Origin of the sequence: Wolbachia endosymbiont (group A) of Conops quadrifasciatus, assembly GCF_964027015.1 — a bacterium.
GTDB lineage: Bacteria > Pseudomonadota > Alphaproteobacteria > Rickettsiales > Anaplasmataceae > Wolbachia.
Genome location: NZ_OZ034722.1, coordinates 759,946 through 780,648 on the forward strand (window position 1 = coordinate 759,946; position 20,703 = coordinate 780,648).

Annotated in this window: 18 protein-coding genes and 2 pseudogenes; 6 read left to right on the forward strand and 14 right to left on the reverse strand. The window is 35.2% G+C overall.

Annotated elements, in window-relative coordinates:
• Positions 1–13: 13 nt before the first annotated feature.
• From AAGD69_RS04020 to AAGD69_RS04030, 3 genes are all read right to left on the reverse strand, one after another.
• Positions 14–577, reverse strand: coding sequence for a hypothetical protein (locus AAGD69_RS04020; RefSeq protein WP_341811725.1), 564 nt, complete (start codon positions 575–577; stop codon positions 14–16).
• Positions 565–1,389 carry a hypothetical protein gene (locus AAGD69_RS04025; protein WP_341811726.1) on the reverse strand — a complete coding sequence of 275 codons (825 nt, stop codon included), beginning with the start codon at positions 1,387–1,389 and terminating at the stop codon, positions 565–567. Before AAGD69_RS04025 ends, AAGD69_RS04020 begins: the two co-directional genes overlap by 13 nt.
• A gap of 68 nt (positions 1,390–1,457) precedes the next feature.
• Positions 1,458–4,037 (reverse strand): valine--tRNA ligase, encoded by a 2,580-nt coding sequence (locus tag AAGD69_RS04030; RefSeq protein ID WP_341811727.1) that lies wholly within the window; start codon positions 4,035–4,037, stop codon positions 1,458–1,460.
• 273 nt (positions 4,038–4,310) lie between these two features.
• Between AAGD69_RS04030 and AAGD69_RS04035 the strand changes: the two genes are divergently transcribed.
• Both AAGD69_RS04035 and AAGD69_RS04040 read left to right on the forward strand, forming a co-directional pair.
• Positions 4,311–5,042, forward strand: coding sequence for a hypothetical protein (locus AAGD69_RS04035; protein WP_341811728.1), 732 nt, complete (start codon positions 4,311–4,313; stop codon positions 5,040–5,042).
• A gap of 504 nt (positions 5,043–5,546) precedes the next feature.
• Positions 5,547–6,752, forward strand: a complete 1,206-nt coding sequence (locus AAGD69_RS04040; RefSeq protein WP_410529872.1) for an MFS transporter — start codon at positions 5,547–5,549, stop codon at positions 6,750–6,752.
• A gap of 30 nt (positions 6,753–6,782) precedes the next feature.
• On the opposite strand, the gene AAGD69_RS04045 is transcribed toward AAGD69_RS04040, so the two are convergent.
• Genes AAGD69_RS04045 through secG form a run of 3 tightly spaced genes read right to left on the reverse strand, consistent with a single transcriptional unit; the run spans position 6,783 to position 9,165 of the window.
• On the reverse strand, positions 6,783–7,199 hold the full coding sequence (locus tag AAGD69_RS04045) for a nucleoside deaminase (protein ID WP_264329048.1): 417 nt from the start codon (positions 7,197–7,199) through the stop codon (positions 6,783–6,785).
• 41 nt (positions 7,200–7,240) lie between these two features.
• The gene (locus AAGD69_RS04050) at positions 7,241–8,845 is read right to left on the reverse strand and encodes a CTP synthase (RefSeq protein ID WP_341811730.1); all 1,605 of its coding nucleotides are present in this window, start codon (positions 8,843–8,845) and stop codon (positions 7,241–7,243) included.
• Complete coding sequence (gene secG / locus AAGD69_RS04055) at positions 8,845–9,165, reverse strand: preprotein translocase subunit SecG (RefSeq protein ID WP_341811731.1); 321 nt, start codon at positions 9,163–9,165, stop codon at positions 8,845–8,847. Before secG ends, AAGD69_RS04050 begins: the two co-directional genes overlap by 1 nt.
• Positions 9,166–9,309: 144 nt before the next feature.
• Between secG and AAGD69_RS04060 the strand changes: the two genes are divergently transcribed.
• Together AAGD69_RS04060 and AAGD69_RS04065 are read left to right on the forward strand one after the other, a co-directional pair.
• Entirely contained in the window at positions 9,310–9,825 is a 516-nt protein-coding gene (locus AAGD69_RS04060) for a gamma carbonic anhydrase family protein (protein ID WP_341811732.1), read from the forward strand.
• Between the two features lie 10 nt (positions 9,826–9,835).
• Positions 9,836–10,044 (forward strand): annotated as a pseudogene (locus AAGD69_RS04065) (IS256 family transposase); the annotation flags it as partial.
• Positions 10,045–10,130: 86 nt separating this feature from the next.
• On the opposite strand, the gene trpS reads toward AAGD69_RS04065, so the two are convergent.
• The 5 genes from trpS to AAGD69_RS04090 all read right to left on the reverse strand — a co-directional run bounded on the left by trpS (position 10,131) and on the right by AAGD69_RS04090 (position 15,138).
• Entirely contained in the window at positions 10,131–11,129 is a 999-nt protein-coding gene (gene trpS / locus AAGD69_RS04070; protein WP_341811733.1) for a tryptophan--tRNA ligase, read from the reverse strand.
• 17 nt (positions 11,130–11,146) lie between these two features.
• Entirely contained in the window at positions 11,147–11,716 is a 570-nt protein-coding gene (locus tag AAGD69_RS04075; protein ID WP_341811734.1) for a nucleotide exchange factor GrpE, read from the reverse strand.
• Positions 11,717–11,777: 61 nt separating this feature from the next.
• Entirely contained in the window at positions 11,778–12,764 is a 987-nt protein-coding gene (locus AAGD69_RS04080; protein ID WP_341811735.1) for a polyprenyl synthetase family protein, read from the reverse strand.
• An 11-nt stretch (positions 12,765–12,775) separates the two neighbouring features.
• Entirely contained in the window at positions 12,776–13,096 is a 321-nt protein-coding gene (rpsP, locus tag AAGD69_RS04085) for a 30S ribosomal protein S16 (protein ID WP_341811736.1), read from the reverse strand.
• A 233-nt stretch (positions 13,097–13,329) separates the two neighbouring features.
• Positions 13,330–15,138: a peptidylprolyl isomerase gene (locus AAGD69_RS04090; RefSeq protein WP_341811737.1), complete on the reverse strand. Its 1,809-nt coding sequence runs from the start codon at positions 15,136–15,138 to the stop codon at positions 13,330–13,332.
• A gap of 337 nt (positions 15,139–15,475) precedes the next feature.
• On the opposite strand from AAGD69_RS04090, the gene AAGD69_RS04095 reads away from it, so the two are divergent.
• Positions 15,476–16,084 (forward strand): cell cycle transcriptional regulator TrcR, encoded by a 609-nt coding sequence (locus tag AAGD69_RS04095; protein WP_341811738.1) that lies wholly within the window; start codon positions 15,476–15,478, stop codon positions 16,082–16,084.
• Between the two features lie 192 nt (positions 16,085–16,276).
• Entirely contained in the window at positions 16,277–17,680 is a 1,404-nt protein-coding gene (gene rho, locus AAGD69_RS04100; RefSeq protein ID WP_264328936.1) for a transcription termination factor Rho, read from the forward strand.
• Positions 17,681–17,809: 129 nt separating this feature from the next.
• Here the strand turns inward: rho and AAGD69_RS04105 are convergent.
• From AAGD69_RS04105 to AAGD69_RS04115, 3 genes and pseudogenes are all read right to left on the reverse strand, one after another.
• Positions 17,810–17,962, reverse strand: a pseudogene (locus tag AAGD69_RS04105) (IS4 family transposase); the annotation flags it as partial.
• 332 nt (positions 17,963–18,294) lie between these two features.
• Positions 18,295–19,191 (reverse strand): aspartate carbamoyltransferase catalytic subunit, encoded by an 897-nt coding sequence (locus AAGD69_RS04110; protein ID WP_341811739.1) that lies wholly within the window; start codon positions 19,189–19,191, stop codon positions 18,295–18,297.
• Positions 19,192–19,394: 203 nt separating this feature from the next.
• Positions 19,395–20,420: an extracellular solute-binding protein gene (locus AAGD69_RS04115; protein WP_341811740.1), complete on the reverse strand. Its 1,026-nt coding sequence runs from the start codon at positions 20,418–20,420 to the stop codon at positions 19,395–19,397.
• Positions 20,421–20,703: the final 283 nt, after the last annotated feature.

A 20,703-nucleotide genomic window follows, 5' to 3' on the forward strand; every position in this document is an offset into this window, starting at 1 on the left:
GAGGTCCCTGCACTTACATCGTTAAGGTGTGATAGGAATTATTTGTTGCATCTCTAAAAAGCGATAAATTAGGGCTGTCGGTACTCGTATTAGGATTTTCGTGATTTAGTTGCTCTGAATTTTCTTGATTCTCATCCTCATCTTCCTTTTTAGGAGATAGAGATTTTCTAGAATATCTTCTTGGTGTGAATGTGCGAGGAAAAAGTGGTTTCGGGAAAGTTAGTCCATTAGCGAGCTTATTTTCACCTGTTCCTTCAAATTCTGATGAATGTTCACTGCTTATATCTGAAGAAATGGAATGACTAGGCTTGTCTTCCTGCCCAATTACTGCTTGCAGACGTTTAACTTTTCTTTCCAAATCAGAATTACGTCTTCTTAATTTACTGCATTCGTCATCCAAATCTTTTTCGCTACTTTTCAACTTAATGTTATTATCGCGCAACTTTTCATTTCTTTTTCTTTCTTGATCCAAAAGTTTATTTAATTCTCCGATCTTATCAAGATTTTTAGTTTTTTCCTCTTCTAATTCCTTGCATAGTTTTTCTTTTTGTTCTAAATCTACAGCTAGTTGGTACATTTTTTTTTTAGTTCACTTAACTTTTTTGTCGATAGTATTTCTTCTTCCTTTTCCTTTGCACTCTTTAATTCAGTTTGTAGAGAAGAAGTTTCGCCTTTTTCTTTTCTTAACTGCACTACTAATTCTTCTACTTTTTTTCTTAATTCTGTTTCTAATTGTATCTTTTCTTTTTCTAACATAGTTAATTGATGATTTAGAGAAGAAACCTTCTCTTTTAATTTACAAGATAAGTCATTGTATTCATGTTCTAAGTTGCTCAGTTTGTTCTCCATCTCACATAATTCACCTTGTAAATTACCTTTTTTTTCATTTAGTCTCGTATTTTCATCACGTAACTCTTCAGTATAATGAAGAGAATTTTTCTTTTCACATTCTAACTGACTTACTTTCTTATTCAATTCTTTTACTCTATCGTCTAAACCCTGCTTTTCTCGAGTTAATCTATTTAGTTGATTATTCAATTCCTCCACTTCTTTGCTTGCAGCTTCTTTTCCTAAAGCTATTTTATTTTCTAACTCTTGTACCTTACTCTCAAATTGTTGTTTTACGCTTTCTAACTCTTGCTCTTTTTCAGCAAATTTATTTTTCTCAACCTCTATTTTCTTATTATTACTAATCATCTTGCATGAAAGTGCGAGTATCAAAGTAGATAGTATAGATAAACTCAAGGCAACAGGAAGAGCTACATTAAAGGCTGCAATTGGAGATAAGAATGCAACATAAGGAGCAACAGCAAGTGTCCCAGATGCAAGCAATACCAAAGTAGCAAAAGCACCAGCTATAAGATATGGTGCATTGGTTTTACTATACAAATCCCTCATCCTCACAACTAATAATGATTATAATAGCATGGATATCAAAGGAAATAAAGCTATAAAAATCAGTATAAGTCTATATTCACTATGTATTTCCCGTCTTCAGTTTCAAGCTCAGACTGCATCCACTCTATCATTTCCGCATTGCAAACTGCTTGTAGGTCATTCTGCGCGGATTGATTCAATTTGTCCTCTCGTAGATCTGCTTTTATCACTAATTTCTTTATCAAATGCTTAACTGATACATTATTATCTGCTTTTATCTTTCTAATAATGTTTAATATCTGCATGCAATTGTCTCCCATTTCCTCTGAATATTTATCGTAGATAAGCTCTTCTTTGCTCGGCCAATTACTTTGATTGTGTACAGAATTATAACTATACAACTGGTGGTATATCTCTTCTGTAATGTAAGGCAAAAAAGGTGCAAACAACCGCAAAATAACATTTAACACATACGCCAAGCTTTGTTTTGCACTTAAGGTTGCTTCACTGCTTCCGTACGCGCGTTTTTTTACTAATTCCAAGTAGTTATCACAAAAATCCTTCCAAAAAAATTCCTCTATTACGCCCAAAGCTTTGCAGTATTCAAACTGTAATAGGTTATTCGTTGCTCTTTCTATAACTTTGTATAACTTAGACAATATCCACTTATCTATTGTTTCGTGAGCAGAATTTATGCTCATTACTTGATGCTTTTCCATGAACATGGAAACAAACTTGCTAGCGTTCCAAAGTTTTGTAACTAGGCGCTTGCCAATTTTAAATATATTTTCAGAGTAGACTGTATCAACTCCAAGCCTTGAGCTCGCTGCCCAATAGCGTACTACATCAGCTCCATAAGTTTCAAGTATTAAATAAGGAGTGATGATGTTACCTTTTGATTTACTCATCTTTTTCTTATCATCGGCTAAACACCAACCGCTGATCATAATGTTTTTCCAAGGTAAAGAATCTGCATGATAATGTGCTTTCAAAATCGTATAAAAAGCCCAAGTTCTTATTATCTCATGGCTCTGGCTGCGCAGATCTGCAGGAAATATTGTATTATAGCGATGATTTGGTAAGCTAAACTCACTGTTTACTGCCAGTGCACTTAGTTGAGGAGTAATTGAACTTGTGGCCCAGGTATCCATTACATCTTGATCTGGAATAACCTCTTCTTTGCTATAACCTTTTGGCAAATCTTTGAGTGGATCTATAGGTAGGTCCTTTATCTCAGCTAGAATAATTTTACCTTCTTCTCCCTTACGTTTGGAATACCACGCTGGAAATGGCACACCAAAATAGCGCTGTCTTGAAATGCACCAGTCCCAATTTAGCCCTTCTATCCACACTTCCATGCGTTTACGCATATTGCTTGGATGCCAATTGCATTCTTTTACTTTATCTAATACTTGAGCTTTTTGCTCTAAGGTCTTGATAAACCATTGATAAGTAGGCAATATCTCAAGTGATGCACCAGACCTTTCTGCGCACTTAACAGAATGAGAAATGCTAGTGCTTTCTATCAAAAGTCCTTTTCCACTCAAGATTTCAATCATCCTCTTTCTTGCTGCTGTAACTTTCAATCCATTGATTTCATTGTAGATTCCAGCGTCACGCGCTGGAATGACGCCGGGGTGTGGTGGAATGACGTCTTCTTTTGTCATCTGAGTAGCCCTTTCTCCTGTCATCCCAGTGCGTGACACTGGGATCCATTCTTCTATTTCCTTATTGTATGTTGGAATGACACTGGAGTGAATATCTTGCAGGTTCATCCTCCCATCCTGATCGATGATAATTTTCATCGGCAGATTATGCTTTTGCTGCCAATATAGGTCGAGCTCATCACCGAATGTAGAACACATAACAAGCCCAGTGCCTTTATCTACTTTAACCTTATCATCAGCTATTATTGGAACTTTTGTCTCTGTTATCGGTATCACGGCTGTTTTGCCAATAAGATGGGTGTAGCGCGCATCCTCTGGGTGGCAAAACACTGCAACACATGCGGGAAGTAACTCAGGTCGCGTAGTTGCAATATTGATCTGCTCATTTTCGTGAGTAGAGAAAACTATCGTATTTAAGGATGACTCAAAAACTTTATCTTCTATTTCTGCTTGCGCAATTGCGGTTTTATCAACCGGATCCCAAAGGATAGGCTGCATTTTTCTATACGCATATCCCTTATTATATAGATCAATGAATGACATTTGAGAAAGTGTCACAGCTTCCTTGCTGATCATGTGATATTCCAAACTCCAGTCATAACTAATGCCTACCGATTTAAATAGTTCCTTAAATTCTTGCTTTGATTTTTCAATAACCTCATGGCACATCTCTATAAATTTTTCTCTGCCAACTTCTTTTGCACGGGTTTTATAGGTCTGCTCAACCAATCTTTCGGTAGGAAGCCCGTTATCATCAAACCCAATTGGATAACACACATCTTTTCCCAGCATGCGCTGAAACCTTGCAATAAAGTCTGTGTGGCAATAGCTAAATATATGGCCGATATGCAATTTACCCGATATTGTTGGTGGAGGTGTGTCTATAGTGAAAGTGTTATCCTTTTCACCATTCCATTTATAAACTTTACTACCTTCCCATAATATGTTGTATTTGTCTTCAATTTCTTTAAAGCCGTATTTTTCTTTTAACATAAATATTTCCCAATTTTAAACTTCAAACTAGCAACGTCATACCGCGATTCATTCGCGGTATCTCTTAGCATAGACCCCGCTAACAAGCAGCGTGATGACGATTGTCGGTAAACCTAAATTACTTTAGCTATAGCACAATTGAGTAAATATAGCAATTTTACGCCAAAATTTTTTGTTTACAAACATAAATTTTCTATGCTATGATAAAAATATTACTTGACCTTAGGTTCTAAAGGTATTATGTAATGTTAATTATATATATTGAGGTTTAATATGAAGTCTAATAATTTAATAAGTAGCATAGATAATGGTTCTAATCTAAACAAAGATGTACAAGGAGACAAAGAAGTTGAAATAAGAAACAAGGATGAAGTAAAAGCTGCTCTAAAAACTCAGTTAACAGAGGAAGTGAAAACTCAGCTCAAAGCTGATCAAGCAACAATAACGGCTGCAAAAGATGAACTTAAAACTGAAGAGCTAAAAACTGAAGCTAAAAATGAACTAAAAGCTCAAGATGATTTCAAAAATAAAGCTAAAGGTGAACTATCAGATGAAATAAAACAAAAAGTAAGCAAGCTTGAGCAGTTAGAGCCAGGCTTAAGCGCTAAAAATACCGAAGTTAAAAGCTTAAATGAGCAATTAAAAACTAAAAATCAGGAAATAGCACAACTAAATACTGAGGATGAAAAGTTAAAAACAGACTTAAAAGATCAAAAGGATGAAGCTGAGCAGTTAAAGGAGAAAAATAAAGAACTAGAAGCTAAAAACAAAACAAAACAAGTCAATGGAGCGAAGTATACCGCTACTGTTGGTATGGGTCTTGCTGCTGGACTGATAGCATTTACTGCACTTGAACGTACAGTGAGATTAGATATGTTAGTAATGATTGGTATAGCAGTAGTATCTGCACTCGTAGTTGGTAGTATAACATATGCAGCATTACCTAGTACTCAAGTGAATGGAGCGAAAGCACAAGAAGTAAATGAGAATGGGAAAAGCAAGTAACAAAGGGAAATAACAAAGAGAAGTAACAAAGGCACTGGGATGACACCGTCATAAAGGAACCAGTGTCAGTTACTCGGATAACAAGAAGAGGGCGCTGGGATGACATCATTATAGAGTGAACCAGTGTCACACTACTAGGATGAAACCCTGACAATCGTCATCCCGCTACTTGTTAGCGGGATGACGCCTCACCATGTCATTTGAGTAGCGGACACTGGAATGGCTTTGTTGCATCGCTAGCTATGATGGATTAAAGATAAAAAAGATGGAGAATATCAGTAGCTTATTATTCTGGTGTGTATAACAAGAACGGTCAGTGAATACCTAAATTTTAACAATCTCAATTATCGCATACCATAATAAAAAAGTCAACCCACACCTTAGGTTGCAAAATCCCAAAAAGCAGCCAGAATACAATAAGCAAACATTTACGAATTGAATTTAGTGCAAACAAAGGTGTTGATATCAACCATACTCTGCAGAATCGCAATATGGTATGACTACATGCTCTTTATTGATTTGATTAACATAATCAGCAGAGAGTTTTGTTTTGCAAAAGATGTCTACAGTAACATACTGCAATTATTTGGAATTGTAGGGCTAGGCGCAATTGTAAGGCCACTTGGTGCATTCATATTTGGTCACATTGGTGACAGGTATGGAAGAAGGATAGCATTAATAATTACTATCTTGCTAATATCGATACCATCAAGTCTTATTGCATTTATTCCAAGTCACAATCAAGTAGGTATCATTTCTACTATATTGCTTCTTGCAATCCATATAACACAAGGAATTGCACTTGGTGGTGAACAAGGAAGTTCTGTTTATCTTATAGAGCATTTATCCAGTAGGAAAGAAAACTTAGGGATGTATTTTGGAATAATGGGCTTTGGTCGTTCCATTGGTATCTTGCTTTCTGCGGTGATAGTAATTATCTGCAAAAAAACTACTGATTTTTGTACCTGGGGTTGGAAATTGCCATTTATTTTCTCAGCTATTTTAGGATTAATTAGCGCGTATAGCATATACACATTGGGAGAAACTCCAGCATATGAAAAAAATCGAAAACAAAGAAATTTACCTGATTTGCCAATAATAGAGCTTATAAAGCGCCATAAGAGAGCTCTTATACTTGCTATTTTAATATCTGTACCTGTTAATGTTGCTGTTGGATTTACCATATTTCTTCGAACACTCGCAAAGGAAATAGCATCAGTGGATGTGTATGTAACGACATATATCAACGAAATTGTGCTCATTATAACCAGTGTATTAATGCCGATATCTTCAATAGCGTTTGGAATGTTGGCTGATAAAGTTGGAAAAGAGCGCACTGCAATCTTATTTATAGCAATTACAATGGCACTATGTTGTCCTGCGTTATCTATTGCATATTACTACAAAAATTACCTTATAATTATGCTTAGTGTAATGGCTCTTTCTATAATAGAAAGAGGTATAGTTCCCATAGGAATAGTTGCATCTGAACTCTTTCCCACCAATGTTAGATTTAGTGGTGTGAGCTTATCACGCAACATCTCTTATGCCTTACATGGAGGATTTACTCCTATGGTTTGTATTTGGTTGACTGTAACATTTCCTCAAACAAACCTTGCTGCTGGGCTTTATATAGTCTTCTGCTTGTTGATCAGTGTGGTAGCAATATTGCAAATAAAACCGCAAGATAAAAAATGTGATTGGTCTTAGTTTTCTCTTAAATTTATACCGTAACCTAAGTTAGGTTCTCAGTTTCTCAAAAAAATCCTTTAACAAAAAAGAGCATTCTGTTTCTAATATCCCACCATAAACTTCAGGTATATGGCTGCAAAATTGAAATATCTTAGCACCATTTTCAATTCCTCCACCTTTTGGATTATAAGCTCCAAAGTACAATCGTTTAATCCTGGCAAAGGAAATAGCTTGAGCACACATCGGACATGGTTCTAATGTTACGTATATGTCAGAATCATAAAGCGTTGAAGTTGAGAGCAACTCACATGCCTGCTTGATCGCTAACATCTCTGCATGTGCAGTTGGATCATTGGATATATTGTGTGCAGAAGAAACAACATTGCTTCCACTAACTATTACAGCACCTATGGGAACCTCATCATCTTTCTGAGCAAGTTTGGCTTGCTCTATGGCAAGCTCCATATATTGATACTTGAACACTTTCCTTTGCTAATCTTCTTTTTTTAAATTTTATTAACTGCTGCCTTAATAAATGATACAAAAAGAGGATGAGGAGAAAACGGCTTTGATTGAAACTCTGGATGAAACTGCACACCAATAAACCACGGATGACTCTCTAACTCCACTACCTCTATACATGTTCCATCTTCTGATATGCCACTGCATAGCAGCCCATTTTTTTCCAAATCATCTTTATAATCTGAATTGATTATGTATCTATGCCTGTGTCTCTCTGAAATAGTAGTGTTACTATATGCATCCATCATTTTAGAGCTTGCATTTATATTACATTTGTATGCCCCAAGTCTCATGGTTCCACCAAGATCGTCATCTTGATCGCCAGCTAACTTAACGATTGGATGTTTACAGTTATAAAATTCTTCAGAGTGTGCATCTTCAAGCTTAACAACATTACGAGCAAACTCAATAATTGCAAGCTGCATACCAAGGCAAATTCCGAAAAATGGGATATTATTTGTACGGGCATAATTTATTGCTAATATTTTACCCTCTACTCCGTCATCACCAAACCCCCCTGGGACAAGAATTGCATGAGAATTCTGTAACTTCTCCCCTATAAGCTTTTCATTTATAGGTTTTTCTTCCTTCTCTCTTGAGTTAACCCAATTTATCTTTACTTTGACTTTATTACTAATTGCACCATGATTTAATGCTTCAACTAGTGATTTATACGCATCAGGGAATTCGGTGTATTTTCCCACTATAGACACAGTAACTTCCTGTGTTGGGTGCCTTATGGAATGCACTATTTGATCCCATTCAATCAAGCTTGGTTTTGGCTCACTTAAATGAAAGTGCTCCAAAATTTGCGTATCAAGCCCACATTGGCTATACAACACCGGTAACTCATATATATGACTCACATCAGGAGCAGGTATCACATTGGACAAAGAAACATTGCAAAGCTTAGCTATTTTCTCTCTCTGATTATCGAAAATTTCTTTCTCACTGCGGCATAATATAATATCTGGTTGTAACCCCGCGGAATTTAACTCTCGAACTGAATGCTGCGTTGGTTTTGTCTTTAATTCTTGCGCTGCGGTAAGATATGGTATTAAAGTTAAGTGAATAAGGATAACTCTTTGTTTTCCTAATGTGTAGTTAACTTGGCGTATAGCCTCCAAAAATGGTTGGCTTTCAATGTCACCTACAGTTCCGCCTATTTCACATATTACAAAATCTAAACCTTCCGTACCATTAAAAATGAACGATTTGATTAAATCTGTCACATGAGGAATGACTTGCACAGTTTTGCCCAGATAATCACCACGCCTCTCTTTCTTCAACAACTCATGATATATCTTACCAGTTGTTATATTATCATCTTTTGTTGCTTTAATTCCAGTAAAACGCTCATAATGCCCAAGATCCAAATCAGTTTCAGCACCATCCTCGGTAACAAACACCTCTCCGTGCTGAGTTGGGTTCATTGTCCCAGGATCAATGTTGAGATACGGGTCAAGTTTTCTGATACGGATCTTAAAACCGTAAGCTTGAAGAAGCGCACCAACGCTTGAAGCAACTAAGCCTTTACCAAGCGATGAAACAACTCCACCTGTGACAAAGATAAATTTAGCTTCCTTCATTAATTTTCAAATGGAACAGAAGTAGGTTCACTTTCTTGCTTTTTTTCTAATATAATTTTCTCTGCAATCGATTTTTTATGTACGTCTTTTGAATATAATCCTGACAATAGCAATGTGTTTATAATAAACAATCCAGCAACAATAGCCGTTATTCTGCTGAGCGGGTTTTCAGAAGATTTCACCGGAATCATCGAATTGACTCCCTGTTGTACATTACTAAAACCACTTAACGAACTACTCCCAGGCAGCTGCAAGAGCATTAAAATTACTAACACAACAACCAATATTATTTGAAATATACTTAATACCGCTACTGACATTATAGATAGGGCTGAAAATAAAAATCTTAGCAGTACAAAGCACGTAAGTCAAGAACATCTGTCACCCAAGTAACTTGAAATCTAAGTATGTATTTACTGCCTACCTTATTTTGATTAACATATACATAAGACTTTGGGCTTAATATGCATCACATTTTAAAATACAAAGATTATGAACCAAAAATAGACGAAAGTGCTTTCATCGCAGGTGGTTCGCATATCATAGGCAAGGTTGAAATAGGAAGAGATGCAAGCATCTGGTTTAATTGTGTGGTCAGAGGGGACGTTGAATCAATAAAAATAGGTAATGGAACAAATATTCAAGATGGAACGGTAATTCATGTGGATAGAAACCCAGGTGGTGACACAATTATTGGCAGCATGGTAACAGTGGGACATTTTTGTATGTTGCATGCATGCACGGTGCATGATAAAGCGTTTATTGGTATGGGCTCTACCGTGATGGACCATGCAGTTGTGGAGTCTGAAGCTATGGTAGCTGCTGGCTCACTAGTGACACATGGAAAAGTAATAAAAAGTGGGGAAATATGGGCTGGTAGGCCAGCAAAATTCTTCAAAAAAATGTCAAATGAAGAAATTAAACATATTACACAATCAGCACAAAATTATATTATGCTAATGAAAGAATATAAAAATTAAAGTTCGCGTGAGGCTAATTTATACTACCAACCCTATTGAGGGACTGCATAGACAGATTAGAAAATTCACTAAAACTAAGGGCTCATTTACTAGCTTGTACAAACAGGTATATTGTGCTATAAAAAAGGCAGAGCAAAATTGGACTATCCTAATTGGGCTTTAACTATATCTCAACTTGATATTTTCTTTCCTGGTAGATTGAAAATTGAGTTGAGTTAAAAATGCGGTTTGACACACTTTTTTGAACATTTCCTTATTGCCTGTTTTTACAATTTTGAATTGATTCCTTAGGTTATGTAAGAGGTCTATTGAGCAAATCCAATAATATCCTTGATTTCTTTTATATTATGGGTTGCAATTTCTGCTGCTTTCTTTGTACCTTTTTTTAATATTTCATGTAAATGGAATTGGTCTTTTAAAAGATCATTCATCCCCTCACGTATGGGTGACATAACACTGATAATTAAATCAGCTAACTCTTTTTTGAAGTGTTTCATGTCATGTTTGTTCACTTCTTCACACACTTTTTCCACATTTAAATTACTAAGCAGTGAATAAATGTTTATCAAATTGCTTATTTCTGGTCGGCACTCTAAAGTAGCAAAATCAAAGCCTAGAATTGAATCTGTTTTTGCTTTTTCTATTTTTTTGACAATTAAATCATCCGTATCATCAAGGTTAATGCACGAATGTTCTGAAGGGTCAGATTTACTCATCTTGCTTGTGCCATCTCTTAAGCTCATTATCCTTGATGTGCAATCCAAAGTTAAGATTTCAGGTACGATGAAATGATCCAGCTTATAATGATTGTTAAAAGCTGATGCAATATCACGTGCAAGCTCCAAATGCTGTTTTTGATCATCACCAACAGGAACGTATTTAGTTTGATACAACAATATATCTGCAGCCATAAGTACTGGATAACTATATAATCCAAGAGAGGCTTTTTGTCTATCGCCGCCAGCTTTATCTTTAAATTGAGTCATGCGATTAAGCCAACCAATTGGTGTATAGCACCCAAGCAGCCAGCCCAGTTCTGCATGACCACTAACCGTGGACTGATTAAAAATAATGGACTTTTCTGGATCTATTCCACATGCAATATAAGCTGCTGCTGTTTTGAAAATATTACTTTTTAATTCACTTGCGGGAAGCTTATTTGCTGTGATTGCATGTAGGTCGACAATACAAAAAAGAGATTTGTATTTATCCTGTAAGTCTATCCACTGTTTGATTGCACCAAGATAATTACCTAAATGTAGTACGCCACTTGGCTGGATACCTGAAAAGACAATACTTGTCATTATACATTTACCTCATGCTAATCGCTTCCACAATCAGCAGATTTCTTAGAAAGAATAACCATTGCAGGACGGAGCAACCTATTTTTGATAGTATAACCAGTTTGTAGTACTTCTACAATGGTGCCAGGCTCTTTTTCATTGTCTTCTCTTTCCACAACAGCTTGGTGTAAATTACTATCAAAAAGCTCACCAAGTGGATCTACTTCCTCTATTCCATGTTTTTTTAGATCATTTATAATTTTTTGATAAGCTACTTTAATCCCCTCATGAACAGGATCACCGTCTTTCAAAATTTCCATTACTTTTTTTAAATTGTCGCACGAGTCGATCATATCACGTGCAAATTTTGTGACTGCATAGTCACTTGCATTGCTAATTTGCTTTTGCATTATACGTTTGACGTTTTCATTATCTGCAACAGCACGGCGTAAATGATCTTCAAGCTGAGCTGCACGTTCTTTTAATGTATTGAGATCTTCATTTAAATCATCAGTTTGCTTATGGTTATCACTTTGTTGGTCGTCACCTTTCTGCCTACTTACCATATCAGCAAACTTCTTCTTTTTCTCTTTACTGCTATCTGACATATTATTACCCTTAAGAATCTAATAAATATATAGCAATTAATTCGAAAATATCAAGCGCCAGCTACATTCGTCTTTCTATGCTCGCATTTAAAAAGTCAATTAAAGTAGTTTTATAAAAAGAATCAGAAAAAGTACTAATATCATTTTGTGCCATATTAATGTAGTGTCTAGCTTTTTCCATAGAAAGCTGAATGGCATTATGGTGATTAATATAGTGTAATGCTTGGTCAAAATTGTGTCTAGCTGAAGAAAAGCATTTTTCCCAGAATTTTTGCTCTGCTGGACTGCCCTTTTCGTATGCTATAATAGCAGGTAAGGTGACTTTACCTTCGAAAAAGTCTTTTCCGACTTGTTTTCCAGAAGTGCCTTGATTAGCAGTATAATCGAGCATATCATCAACTATTTGAAATGCCATACCAAAATTAAAACCAAAATTCTTTAGCCTCTCTGTTTCGTCATTTGTTGCACCAGATACTGTAGATGCAGCTTCACAGCATGCAGAAAATAAAGATGCTGTCTTTTCTCCAATGATATCAAAATAATTTTCCCTGACTGTGTGGGGGTCAAAACGTGTTGTCATCTGCTTTATTTCACCCTTCACAAGTAAATGCGATGCTTTAGATAAAATAGAGAGAATATTTAAATTTCCACACTCTATAAGCCATCTAAATGCTAGAGTCAACAATAGATCACCAACTAAAATGCTTGATTTATTCCCCCAAATCTTATTCGCTGTTTTAACTCCATGGCGTGCCTCACTTTCATCGAGCACATCATCATGAAGTAAAGTAGCATTGTGTATAAACTCTACCGATGCAGCAACGTTTATCCTATCCTCCCCAGAATAGTTTAGCATTTTACATATAATAAAAACTAGTTTAGGCCTTATTTTTTTTCCACCTGAACTAACAAGATGAGATATAATATCAGTAGCAAGCTTAGCACCTTCACCATTGACATTTTTGAAGATAAAGTCCTTCATAGCTGATAAATCAGAAGATACGACATCGTATAATTTACCATTATTTATTAAATCAGTATTTAGCATTTTAAAGAGACTTATGCTTCTTGTCCCTGTGCTTTCTCGTTCTCTACTTTCTTCTTTTCTGTTCTCTTTGGTTCTGTTTCTAAAGTTACTATGCCTTTTTTAATGAACCATAGTACTCTTTCAGTTGCTTGCGCGCCTACTCTTAGCCAATGTTTTAATCTATCAGCCTTCACCACAACACGATTTTTATTGTCTTTTGGTAACATTGGATCATATTGTCCTATTTTCTCAATAAAACGCCCATCTCTTGGTGCTCGTGAATCAGCCACAACTATCCTATAAAAAGGGCGTTTCTTTGCGCCAAACCTTGCCAACCTTATTTTAACTGCCATGTTAACCTTTATTCATATATTAGTCACAATTTTATACAATGAGCCGTTTTAAGTCAAATGAATTATACAACTTTTACACCTTATAATATAATTACCAGGGTGTCATTCCAGCACCGGGCACTGGAATCTAGTTTGCATCATGCAGCCACTTAGTAAGTTTCTGGGTCCAAGTTCGGAGCACTGGATGCGTTTGAGGTAAAACAGGTTCTTATAAGGATTTAATTCTTATCTGGCTATATATCATCAAGTATAGCGTGATTAACTTCGACTTTATACTTTGATTCCAGATAGCTAATTAATTGCTCTTTTAGCGATATCATCACACGTTTTCCGGTGTCAAGCGTGTTTAATTTACCATTTGATGAATGCATTTCTTTTAGAACACCTATTATAATTTCATTATTGTATTGAATAGGGTCTGTAACTGAACCAGTTGTTTTCATATTGAAAATCTCTTCTACAAAAGAAAAGGGGTAGTTTTGTTGATCCACTTCATTGCGGTGCATCTGCTGACCTTTAACTAATTCCACACCTTGAATTTCTTCCAAATCTGTTTTTTCTCTTAGTTGAACTGCAACCTCTTGCCCAATTTTAAACATTCTTTGTTTTATAAACTCACTACACCAAAGCTCTACCGCTAATGCCCTGCCTTCTTCAAAACTTTGCAATTTGGGTGGAACGATATCAATGATTTTTACACTAACAACAGCGTCCCCAACGCCCTTGAAATAACCTTTCTGATCCTTTTCTCGCGAAAAAATGAAAGAAATCAAATCACTAGAATCTCCTACGTTATTACCGCTTTGATCTTTTCCACTCGCATCTACTGGACCAATAGTTTGTATAGGTAAATTATATTCACTCAATATTTCTTCAATTTCTGAACCATTGTATATCTTATAGTTCACTTGGTTTATGAAATCATTGACTCTTTCAAAAGACTTTTGGTTAGTTAGAACTGACTTTATGTCTTTTTTTAAATCAACTAAGTCTTCATCAGAGGTTTGATGCACACTTTCCACTTTTATTATATGCCAACCAAAACTGCTTGCTAAAACTTCACTTACTTCACCTACTTTGAGAGCAAATACCTTTTCCCTCAGGTCTTCTGGTAAAAAATCCTTAGTTATATTATTTACTCTAGTTTCCTCAAGTTTTGCTTTGCCAAACTCTCCTACTATCTGTTCAAAGCTTGTTTTACCCTCCTCAAATGCTCTTCTTGCTGTCTCAGCTTCTTCTTTGGTAGAAAATATTACATTGAATACATCTCTTTGATCTTTTAGTTCCTGTTGTTCTATTATACCATCAACTTCTTCATCTGAGATCTTGATTTGATCTTCAAAATACTTTTGGCCTAGGGAAATATATTGCGCAGTTCGATACTCAGGATAATAAAAATGGGATTTATTTCTTTCGTACAAATCAAGTAAGGCTTGATCATCTGGTTCAGGAATGTTTGTAACTGCATCTTCAGTTATTTTAACAATATCAACCATTCTAGTTTGGTAGCGACTTTTGTATATCTGCTCATCAACTCTCTCGCCAAAAGTGACCGGATAATTATCTTTAAATAACGAAGTCATGAACATCATTGCAGGCAGAACTTTCTCTAACTTTGCTATATACTCTTTCTCTGTTATATGCAGGTCATTTAGCATTTCATGGAATTTATTTTTGTTAAATTCGCCTTTATCATTTTGAAAGTATTTGGTATTTTTAATATGGTTTTTTATAGACTCTTCTCCAACTGTCAACCCCAGCTCACTAATTAGGTTAAACAATAGTTTTTGCTCTATAAGTGCGTTAAGCAAATCATATTTCAGCTTTTTTACTTGTTCTCTACTCGCATCAGATCCAGAAATTTGCTTTTCATAATTTTGATATAGTGATTTATACTCATCTGACGTTATAACTTCTTTTCCAACCCTAGCTACCTCTTCTTTTTCATCATCACCTGATAAAAGGTTGCCAATTCCCATGAAGACTAATAAGCAAGCTAAAAGGACAACGGTTACTTTAGTGAAAAAATTTTTAACGTTCATTTTAAACTCAGTTAATTAATGGTTAATTATAGAATAGTGATAATTTAATTCTTGTAAACCTGTTGCTTTACTAGCAAATATATATAATATTACAACATATTAACTTAAAATTTAACTCTTTTCTTAAATAGAAACATATGTTTGACTGAGTTATACTATACCTTAAGAAGGGAAAATATTTTTTTGAATCGTTTGAAATATGCTTAAACGTAAGCGCATTTAATTAACTTAAGAGGTGGGAAGTGACAAACAAAAAGTCATTGAATGACAAAATTAATGCTTTTTTAGTTTTAATAGCTTATATTTTAGTTCTGTATAACAGTAAGGGATACTTTAAATGGGAGATGCTTTTTTGATGTCAATAGAATCTTCTAAGGGCAATAACGATAGAAATAAACAGTTTCTAATGCAAATAGCTGCTTGGTTAGTAGACAACACTGGTTTAACTTTTAATCAAATAGCACAATGCTGTAGGTTGGCCCTTGAAGAAGTACAAGACATAGCTGATGAGGAAATAGAAGTTGAAAAATATAACCCTATTATTTCTGGGGTAATTACTGAAAAAGAAATCGATGATTGCAAAAAAAATTCAAACCGTGTACCAAATTTGATTATAAAAAATATAAAAAAAAGGAGTAAAGCGATTGGTAGCATTCTTGGCTTTGCCTCTACGGCAAAGCGTAGAGATAAACCTGATGCGATTTATTATTTAGTAAAAAAATTTCCTATCTTGGATAATAACGTTATAGCTAAATTAATTAGTACAACAAATTACACAGTTGAGCAGGTAAGAGATGGATTTCATCATAACATGCAAAATATAAAACCCCAAGATCCTGTACTACTTGGCTTATGTAGTCAAGAAAATTTAGAAGCAGAAGTGGAAAAAGCAAAAGTAGAAGAAGAGAAGCAAGAAAGGTTAAAAAATATAAAGAATAGCTATTGAAAATCCTCAAATTTTTGTGCTTTGTTAACATTAAATTAACTTGACTTGCTAGTGTTTATTAGTATAATGTAAGTAAAGTACGGGGTTTAATAATAATTAAGCTTAATACGCACTAAAACTAGCTCAGCCTAATTTATTATCTTATAGTCACATTTTAGGTCAGTAAGCATCAATTAAAATTTTTGGAGGATTATGACAACAATCAATGAAGATGTTTTGGCAAAAGGAAAGGTTACAGCTCAACCTGAAAAAAGTGAGCAAATTCACAATAACGATACAGTAAAACAGATGGTCAATGAAGGTACTGAGAAAAACAGAAAAACATTAGATCTGAGCGAATTAAAAGAGAAAACAGCAGAAGAATTGTTAGAGTTAGCTGAAGAAAGAAAAATTTCAACTAACGGTAAAAGCAATGGTAGAATGCTAAAGCAGGAAATGATATTCAGTTTAATGAAGAAAATGAGCGAAGAAGGAGGCATAACCACAGGGAGTGGAATAGTGGAAATATTGCCTGATGGTTTCGGTTTCTTACGTTCAGCAAGTGCAAATTATGCTCCAAGTACCGATGATGTTTATATTTCTAACGGGCAAATAAAGAAGTTTAATTTACGTACAGGAGATATGGCATGTGGAGAAATAAGGCCACCTGGTGATAAAGAAAGATATTTTACTTTAACTAAGGTTCAAAGTATAAACTCTACTGAAGTCAGTGAATTAAGAAAGTACGTCCATTTTGATAATTTGCTTCCTCTTTATCCTGAGGAAAGCATAGTACTTGAGTGTAATAGTGGTGATGATAAAAAAGGCTTAAGCATGCGTGCTATAGATATAGTAGCTCCTCTTGGAAAAGGGCAAAGAGCGTTAGTAGTTGCTCCACCTCGCACAGGAAAAACTGTATTGCTTCAGCAAATGGCTAATTCTATAGCTATAAATCACCCTGAAATAGAATTAATAGTGTTACTTATAGATGAAAGACCTGAAGAAGTAACAGATATGATACGTTCTGTAAAAGGTGAGGTAGTGAGTTCTACGTTTGATGAGCCTGCTTACCGTCACGTACAGCTTGCTGAAATAGTAATAGAAAAAGCTAAAAGAATGGTTGAGCATAAAAAAGATGTGGTAATCCTACTTGACAATATTACTAGACTTGCACGTGCTTATAACGCTGTTATTCCTTCGTCTGGGAAAGTTCTAACTGGTGGTGTGGATTCAAATGCACTGCAGAGACCCAAGCGTTTTTTTGGAGCGGCTCGTAATATTGAAAATGGTGGTTCTTTGACAATCATCGCTACAGCTCTTATAGACACTGGTTCAAAAATGGATGAGGTTATTTTTGAAGAGTTTAAAGGTACAGGAAACGCTGAGATTATACTTGATAGAAAACTTTCTGATAAACGTATATTTCCAGCTATTGACATTACAAAATCCGGAACAAGAAAGGAAGAGCTATTAGTTGATAAGGCTATACTAAATAAAATATGGGTGTTGCGTAGAATACTCAATCCTATGGGATCTGTTGAAGCAATGGAATTTTTACGTGACAAACTACTTTTAACAAAGAGCAATGCTGACTTTTTTAACTCCATGAATCACTAAAAGTAAGCCAGTTATGATGGATATGCTGAGCAAAAAGTAAAAGATTTTATCGCTTTTATAGTTAAAATAATTGTATTTGTTCAGGCAATGGCGAACTTAGGGAGCGTTAAATAAACTATACGCGTCAAGTTAAGAAGCAAAGGTAAGAAAATTCAATGAACTTAAGGTGGATACTCTAGTCTTTCTATATCTGTCTTTCACAGAAAATTGTGACCAGTTTGTGGTAAGTTTTTTCAGGAAAATTCTCAAATTATTAATTTTGCTGCTTAACGCTAAAAACAAGTAACCGTTCACGGATTGTGAGAATGAATAAAGAACTAAGCAGTCGTAACTTTTGGAAGGGATTTTGGCCATTGAGACGTGATGTCAAAAATATCGACAACATTCTTCCACGAACCTTTCCCCACGTTCCAACCAGGTGAAAAAGCTGTTTTTACGATAGCCGTCTAATTTGCCGTTCTGCAAGGTTGTTGATTGACTTCAGGCTTTCGTAAAAACTTCCACACCATATCCTCGGCCTTAACATCTTAATGGCCATTCTCAAACCATTTACAAGCCTCGTCATTTCATGAAAAAACCCTTCTTTCGCATTAGTTGTGTAGCATCTTTTAATATTAACAAGGCCTATAATAGTGCAGCACTGCCTTACGTATTGCCAATCCAAATTCTACTTGCTGTAAAATAACACAATCTGCTACATCGCTGCTAATCTCAATCCCTCTATTTATTGGCCCTGGGTGCATAACAATCGCATCTGGTTTTGCGTATGATAGCTTTTGTGAATCAAGTCCATACAAATGAAAATATTCTTTCTCTGAAGGAACAAAACAACTATTATTCATGCGCTCTTTCTGCAGTCTTAAAAGCATGATTACATCAGCATCCTTTATACCTTCAATTAATGAATAATGGACTGAATCTACTTCAGGAAAATGCTTACAAATCAAAGTTGGTGGTGCGACCAAGCTTATTTCTGCTCCAAACATTTTTAGCAACCTTATATTTGACCTTGCAACTCTGCTGTGCAGAATATCTCCACATATCACAACTTTGAGATCCTTTATTTGCTTTTTATTACTGCTGATTACAAGATAATCTGCAAGAGCTTGAGTTGGGTGTTCACTGCTTCCATCGCCTGCGTTGATTAGCGAGCAGCTAACATTCTTAGCCAGCATATTAACAATACCGTTATTTTTTTGCCTGATTATTATATAGTCAGGATTCATTGCATTTAATGTTTTGATCATGTCTTTTAGATCTTCTCCCTTGTTAATAGAAGAAGATCTTATTGGCAAAGTTACAACATTTGCTCCAAGGCTTTTTGTTGCTATTTCAAAAGACGCAAGTGTACGCGTTGAATCTTCAAAGAATAAATTTATTACTGTCTTATTTTCCAAGATATGACTATTTGCAGCTTCTTTTTTAAGGTACTGGTTAGCCAACTTAGTTATATTTTCTACATCATCGACTGTAAGGTCTGAGATGTTTAACAAATTCCTTCTCTTGTGCATAGTTTCCTTTTCAACTACTTGAACCTATTCTACTTTCTTATTATTGTTTTTCAATAGACCTCTTGTGCAGCAATTGTTTTGGTGAAAGAACAGAAAAAGATAGTAAAGTAAAAATTAAGTTAGAAGGAAGAAAAAGTTCAGCGAGTCAAGAGTAAGGTACATTAGCATAAATCTTTCATCCCAGTGTTCAGTTGCACTGGGGATTACTTCCACTTACACTCATCCGCTATCATAACAGCCTCAAAAAGATGCTTCTCAAGTTTACTTAGAGGTAAATCACTTTGTGGATAATTTCCCCAAGACTTTAGTATATCGGAAGTTTCAACGCCTTCAATAACAGGGTATTCTTGGTTTTTCTTAGCATATAACTCTTGAGCCTGCTTGCTTACTAAAAATTCCAATAAGACTATAGCATTTTCCCTGTTTTTTGCGTTTTTTGTTACTGCTGCACCACTGATGTTTAGCATTACGCCGTGATCATTGCGATTAGGAAAAAAAGCCCCTAGCTTGTCTATAACATTCTTTTTATTTTCTGATAAAAGAATTCTTGCAAAGTAATAACTATTTACTATTGCAACATCTCCCTCACCAGCTGCTACGGCATAAATTTGATCAGTATCACCACCACTTGGTTTTCTTGCCATATTACCCACAATTCCGCTTACCCATTCTTTCGTCTTTTCAAAACCATTATTTGCAATCATAAAAGCAATTAACGATCGGTTATATGGACTTGTGGAAGAACGCACTAATATTTTTCCTTTCCATTTTTCGTTTGCTAAATCTTCATAAGTACTTAAGTCCTTAGGGTCTACTGACTCTTTATTGTAAACCAATATCCTAGTTCTTTTTGTGAGACCAAACCAATAATCTTCACTATCTCTAAATTTTGCAGGTATAGCACTTTTTAAAACCTTTGAATCCACTTGAGACAAAAGCCCTCTTTTTTTTGCTAAAATCAAATTTACTGCATCTGCAGTTAAAAATAAGTCAGCTTCACCACCATTTTCCATACGTGAAAGTAGCTGAGAATAATCATCAATGATGTAACGTACTTTAATGCCTGTATTTTTTGTAAATTCATCAAATAAAGTACGTACTAATTCTTCTTTGCGCGATGAATAGACATTCACTACTTGTGAATTGTCAGTTCCGCTGTTTTTATACAAAAAAGTAATGACTATTAATACAACTGCTATTAAGGATGTGAATATAAAGGCTTTTTTCATATTGGATAAAAAATAACTTCTTTCAGTTAAAGATACTCAAATAGCGCAATCTTAGCAAGTGTAAAATTCGTTAGATGTAGCTAATATAATTTGGATTTACCGAAGTCAATGTATGAAATAATCGAAATTGTCATTCCAGCGCGTGACGCTAGGCCATAAAACCTACTTGACAAACTTCGCCAGCCTCTTATCATGAAACTGAAGGTATTCAATTATCTTCATCTGTGCAGATTAAACAGCAAAAAAACAACGTAGTTGGCGTCTTATTTTTAATTTTTTGCAC

What these genes read in the sequence shown, in the direction of transcription:
- rpsP (WP_341811736.1), bottom strand. Translation starts at nt 13,096, where the DNA reads ATGGCAGTTAAAATAAGGTTGGCAAGGTTTGGCGCAAAGAAACGCCCT.
- AAGD69_RS04030 (WP_341811727.1), bottom strand. Translation starts at nt 4,037, where the DNA reads ATGTTAAAAGAAAAATACGGCTTTAAAGAAATTGAAGACAAATACAAC.
- AAGD69_RS04050 (WP_341811730.1), bottom strand. Translation starts at nt 8,845, where the DNA reads ATGAAGGAAGCTAAATTTATCTTTGTCACAGGTGGAGTTGTTTCATCG.
- trpS (WP_341811733.1), bottom strand. Translation starts at nt 11,129, where the DNA reads ATGACAAGTATTGTCTTTTCAGGTATCCAGCCAAGTGGCGTACTACAT.
- AAGD69_RS04080 (WP_341811735.1), bottom strand. Translation starts at nt 12,764, where the DNA reads ATGCTAAATACTGATTTAATAAATAATGGTAAATTATACGATGTCGTA.
- AAGD69_RS04095 (WP_341811738.1), top strand. Translation starts at nt 15,476, where the DNA reads ATGGGAGATGCTTTTTTGATGTCAATAGAATCTTCTAAGGGCAATAAC.
- AAGD69_RS04060 (WP_341811732.1), top strand. Translation starts at nt 9,310, where the DNA reads ATGCATCACATTTTAAAATACAAAGATTATGAACCAAAAATAGACGAA.
- AAGD69_RS04115 (WP_341811740.1), bottom strand. Translation starts at nt 20,420, where the DNA reads ATGAAAAAAGCCTTTATATTCACATCCTTAATAGCAGTTGTATTAATA.
- AAGD69_RS04035 (WP_341811728.1), top strand. Translation starts at nt 4,311, where the DNA reads ATGAAGTCTAATAATTTAATAAGTAGCATAGATAATGGTTCTAATCTA.
- AAGD69_RS04110 (WP_341811739.1), bottom strand. Translation starts at nt 19,191, where the DNA reads ATGCACAAGAGAAGGAATTTGTTAAACATCTCAGACCTTACAGTCGAT.
- AAGD69_RS04075 (WP_341811734.1), bottom strand. Translation starts at nt 11,716, where the DNA reads ATGTCAGATAGCAGTAAAGAGAAAAAGAAGAAGTTTGCTGATATGGTA.
- AAGD69_RS04045 (WP_264329048.1), bottom strand. Translation starts at nt 7,199, where the DNA reads ATGGAGCTTGCCATAGAGCAAGCCAAACTTGCTCAGAAAGATGATGAG.
- rho (WP_264328936.1), top strand. Translation starts at nt 16,277, where the DNA reads ATGACAACAATCAATGAAGATGTTTTGGCAAAAGGAAAGGTTACAGCT.
- secG (WP_341811731.1), bottom strand. Translation starts at nt 9,165, where the DNA reads ATGTCAGTAGCGGTATTAAGTATATTTCAAATAATATTGGTTGTTGTG.
- AAGD69_RS04020 (WP_341811725.1), bottom strand. Translation starts at nt 577, where the DNA reads ATGTACCAACTAGCTGTAGATTTAGAACAAAAAGAAAAACTATGCAAG.
- AAGD69_RS04090 (WP_341811737.1), bottom strand. Translation starts at nt 15,138, where the DNA reads ATGAACGTTAAAAATTTTTTCACTAAAGTAACCGTTGTCCTTTTAGCT.
- AAGD69_RS04040 (WP_410529872.1), top strand. Translation starts at nt 5,547, where the DNA reads ATGCTCTTTATTGATTTGATTAACATAATCAGCAGAGAGTTTTGTTTT.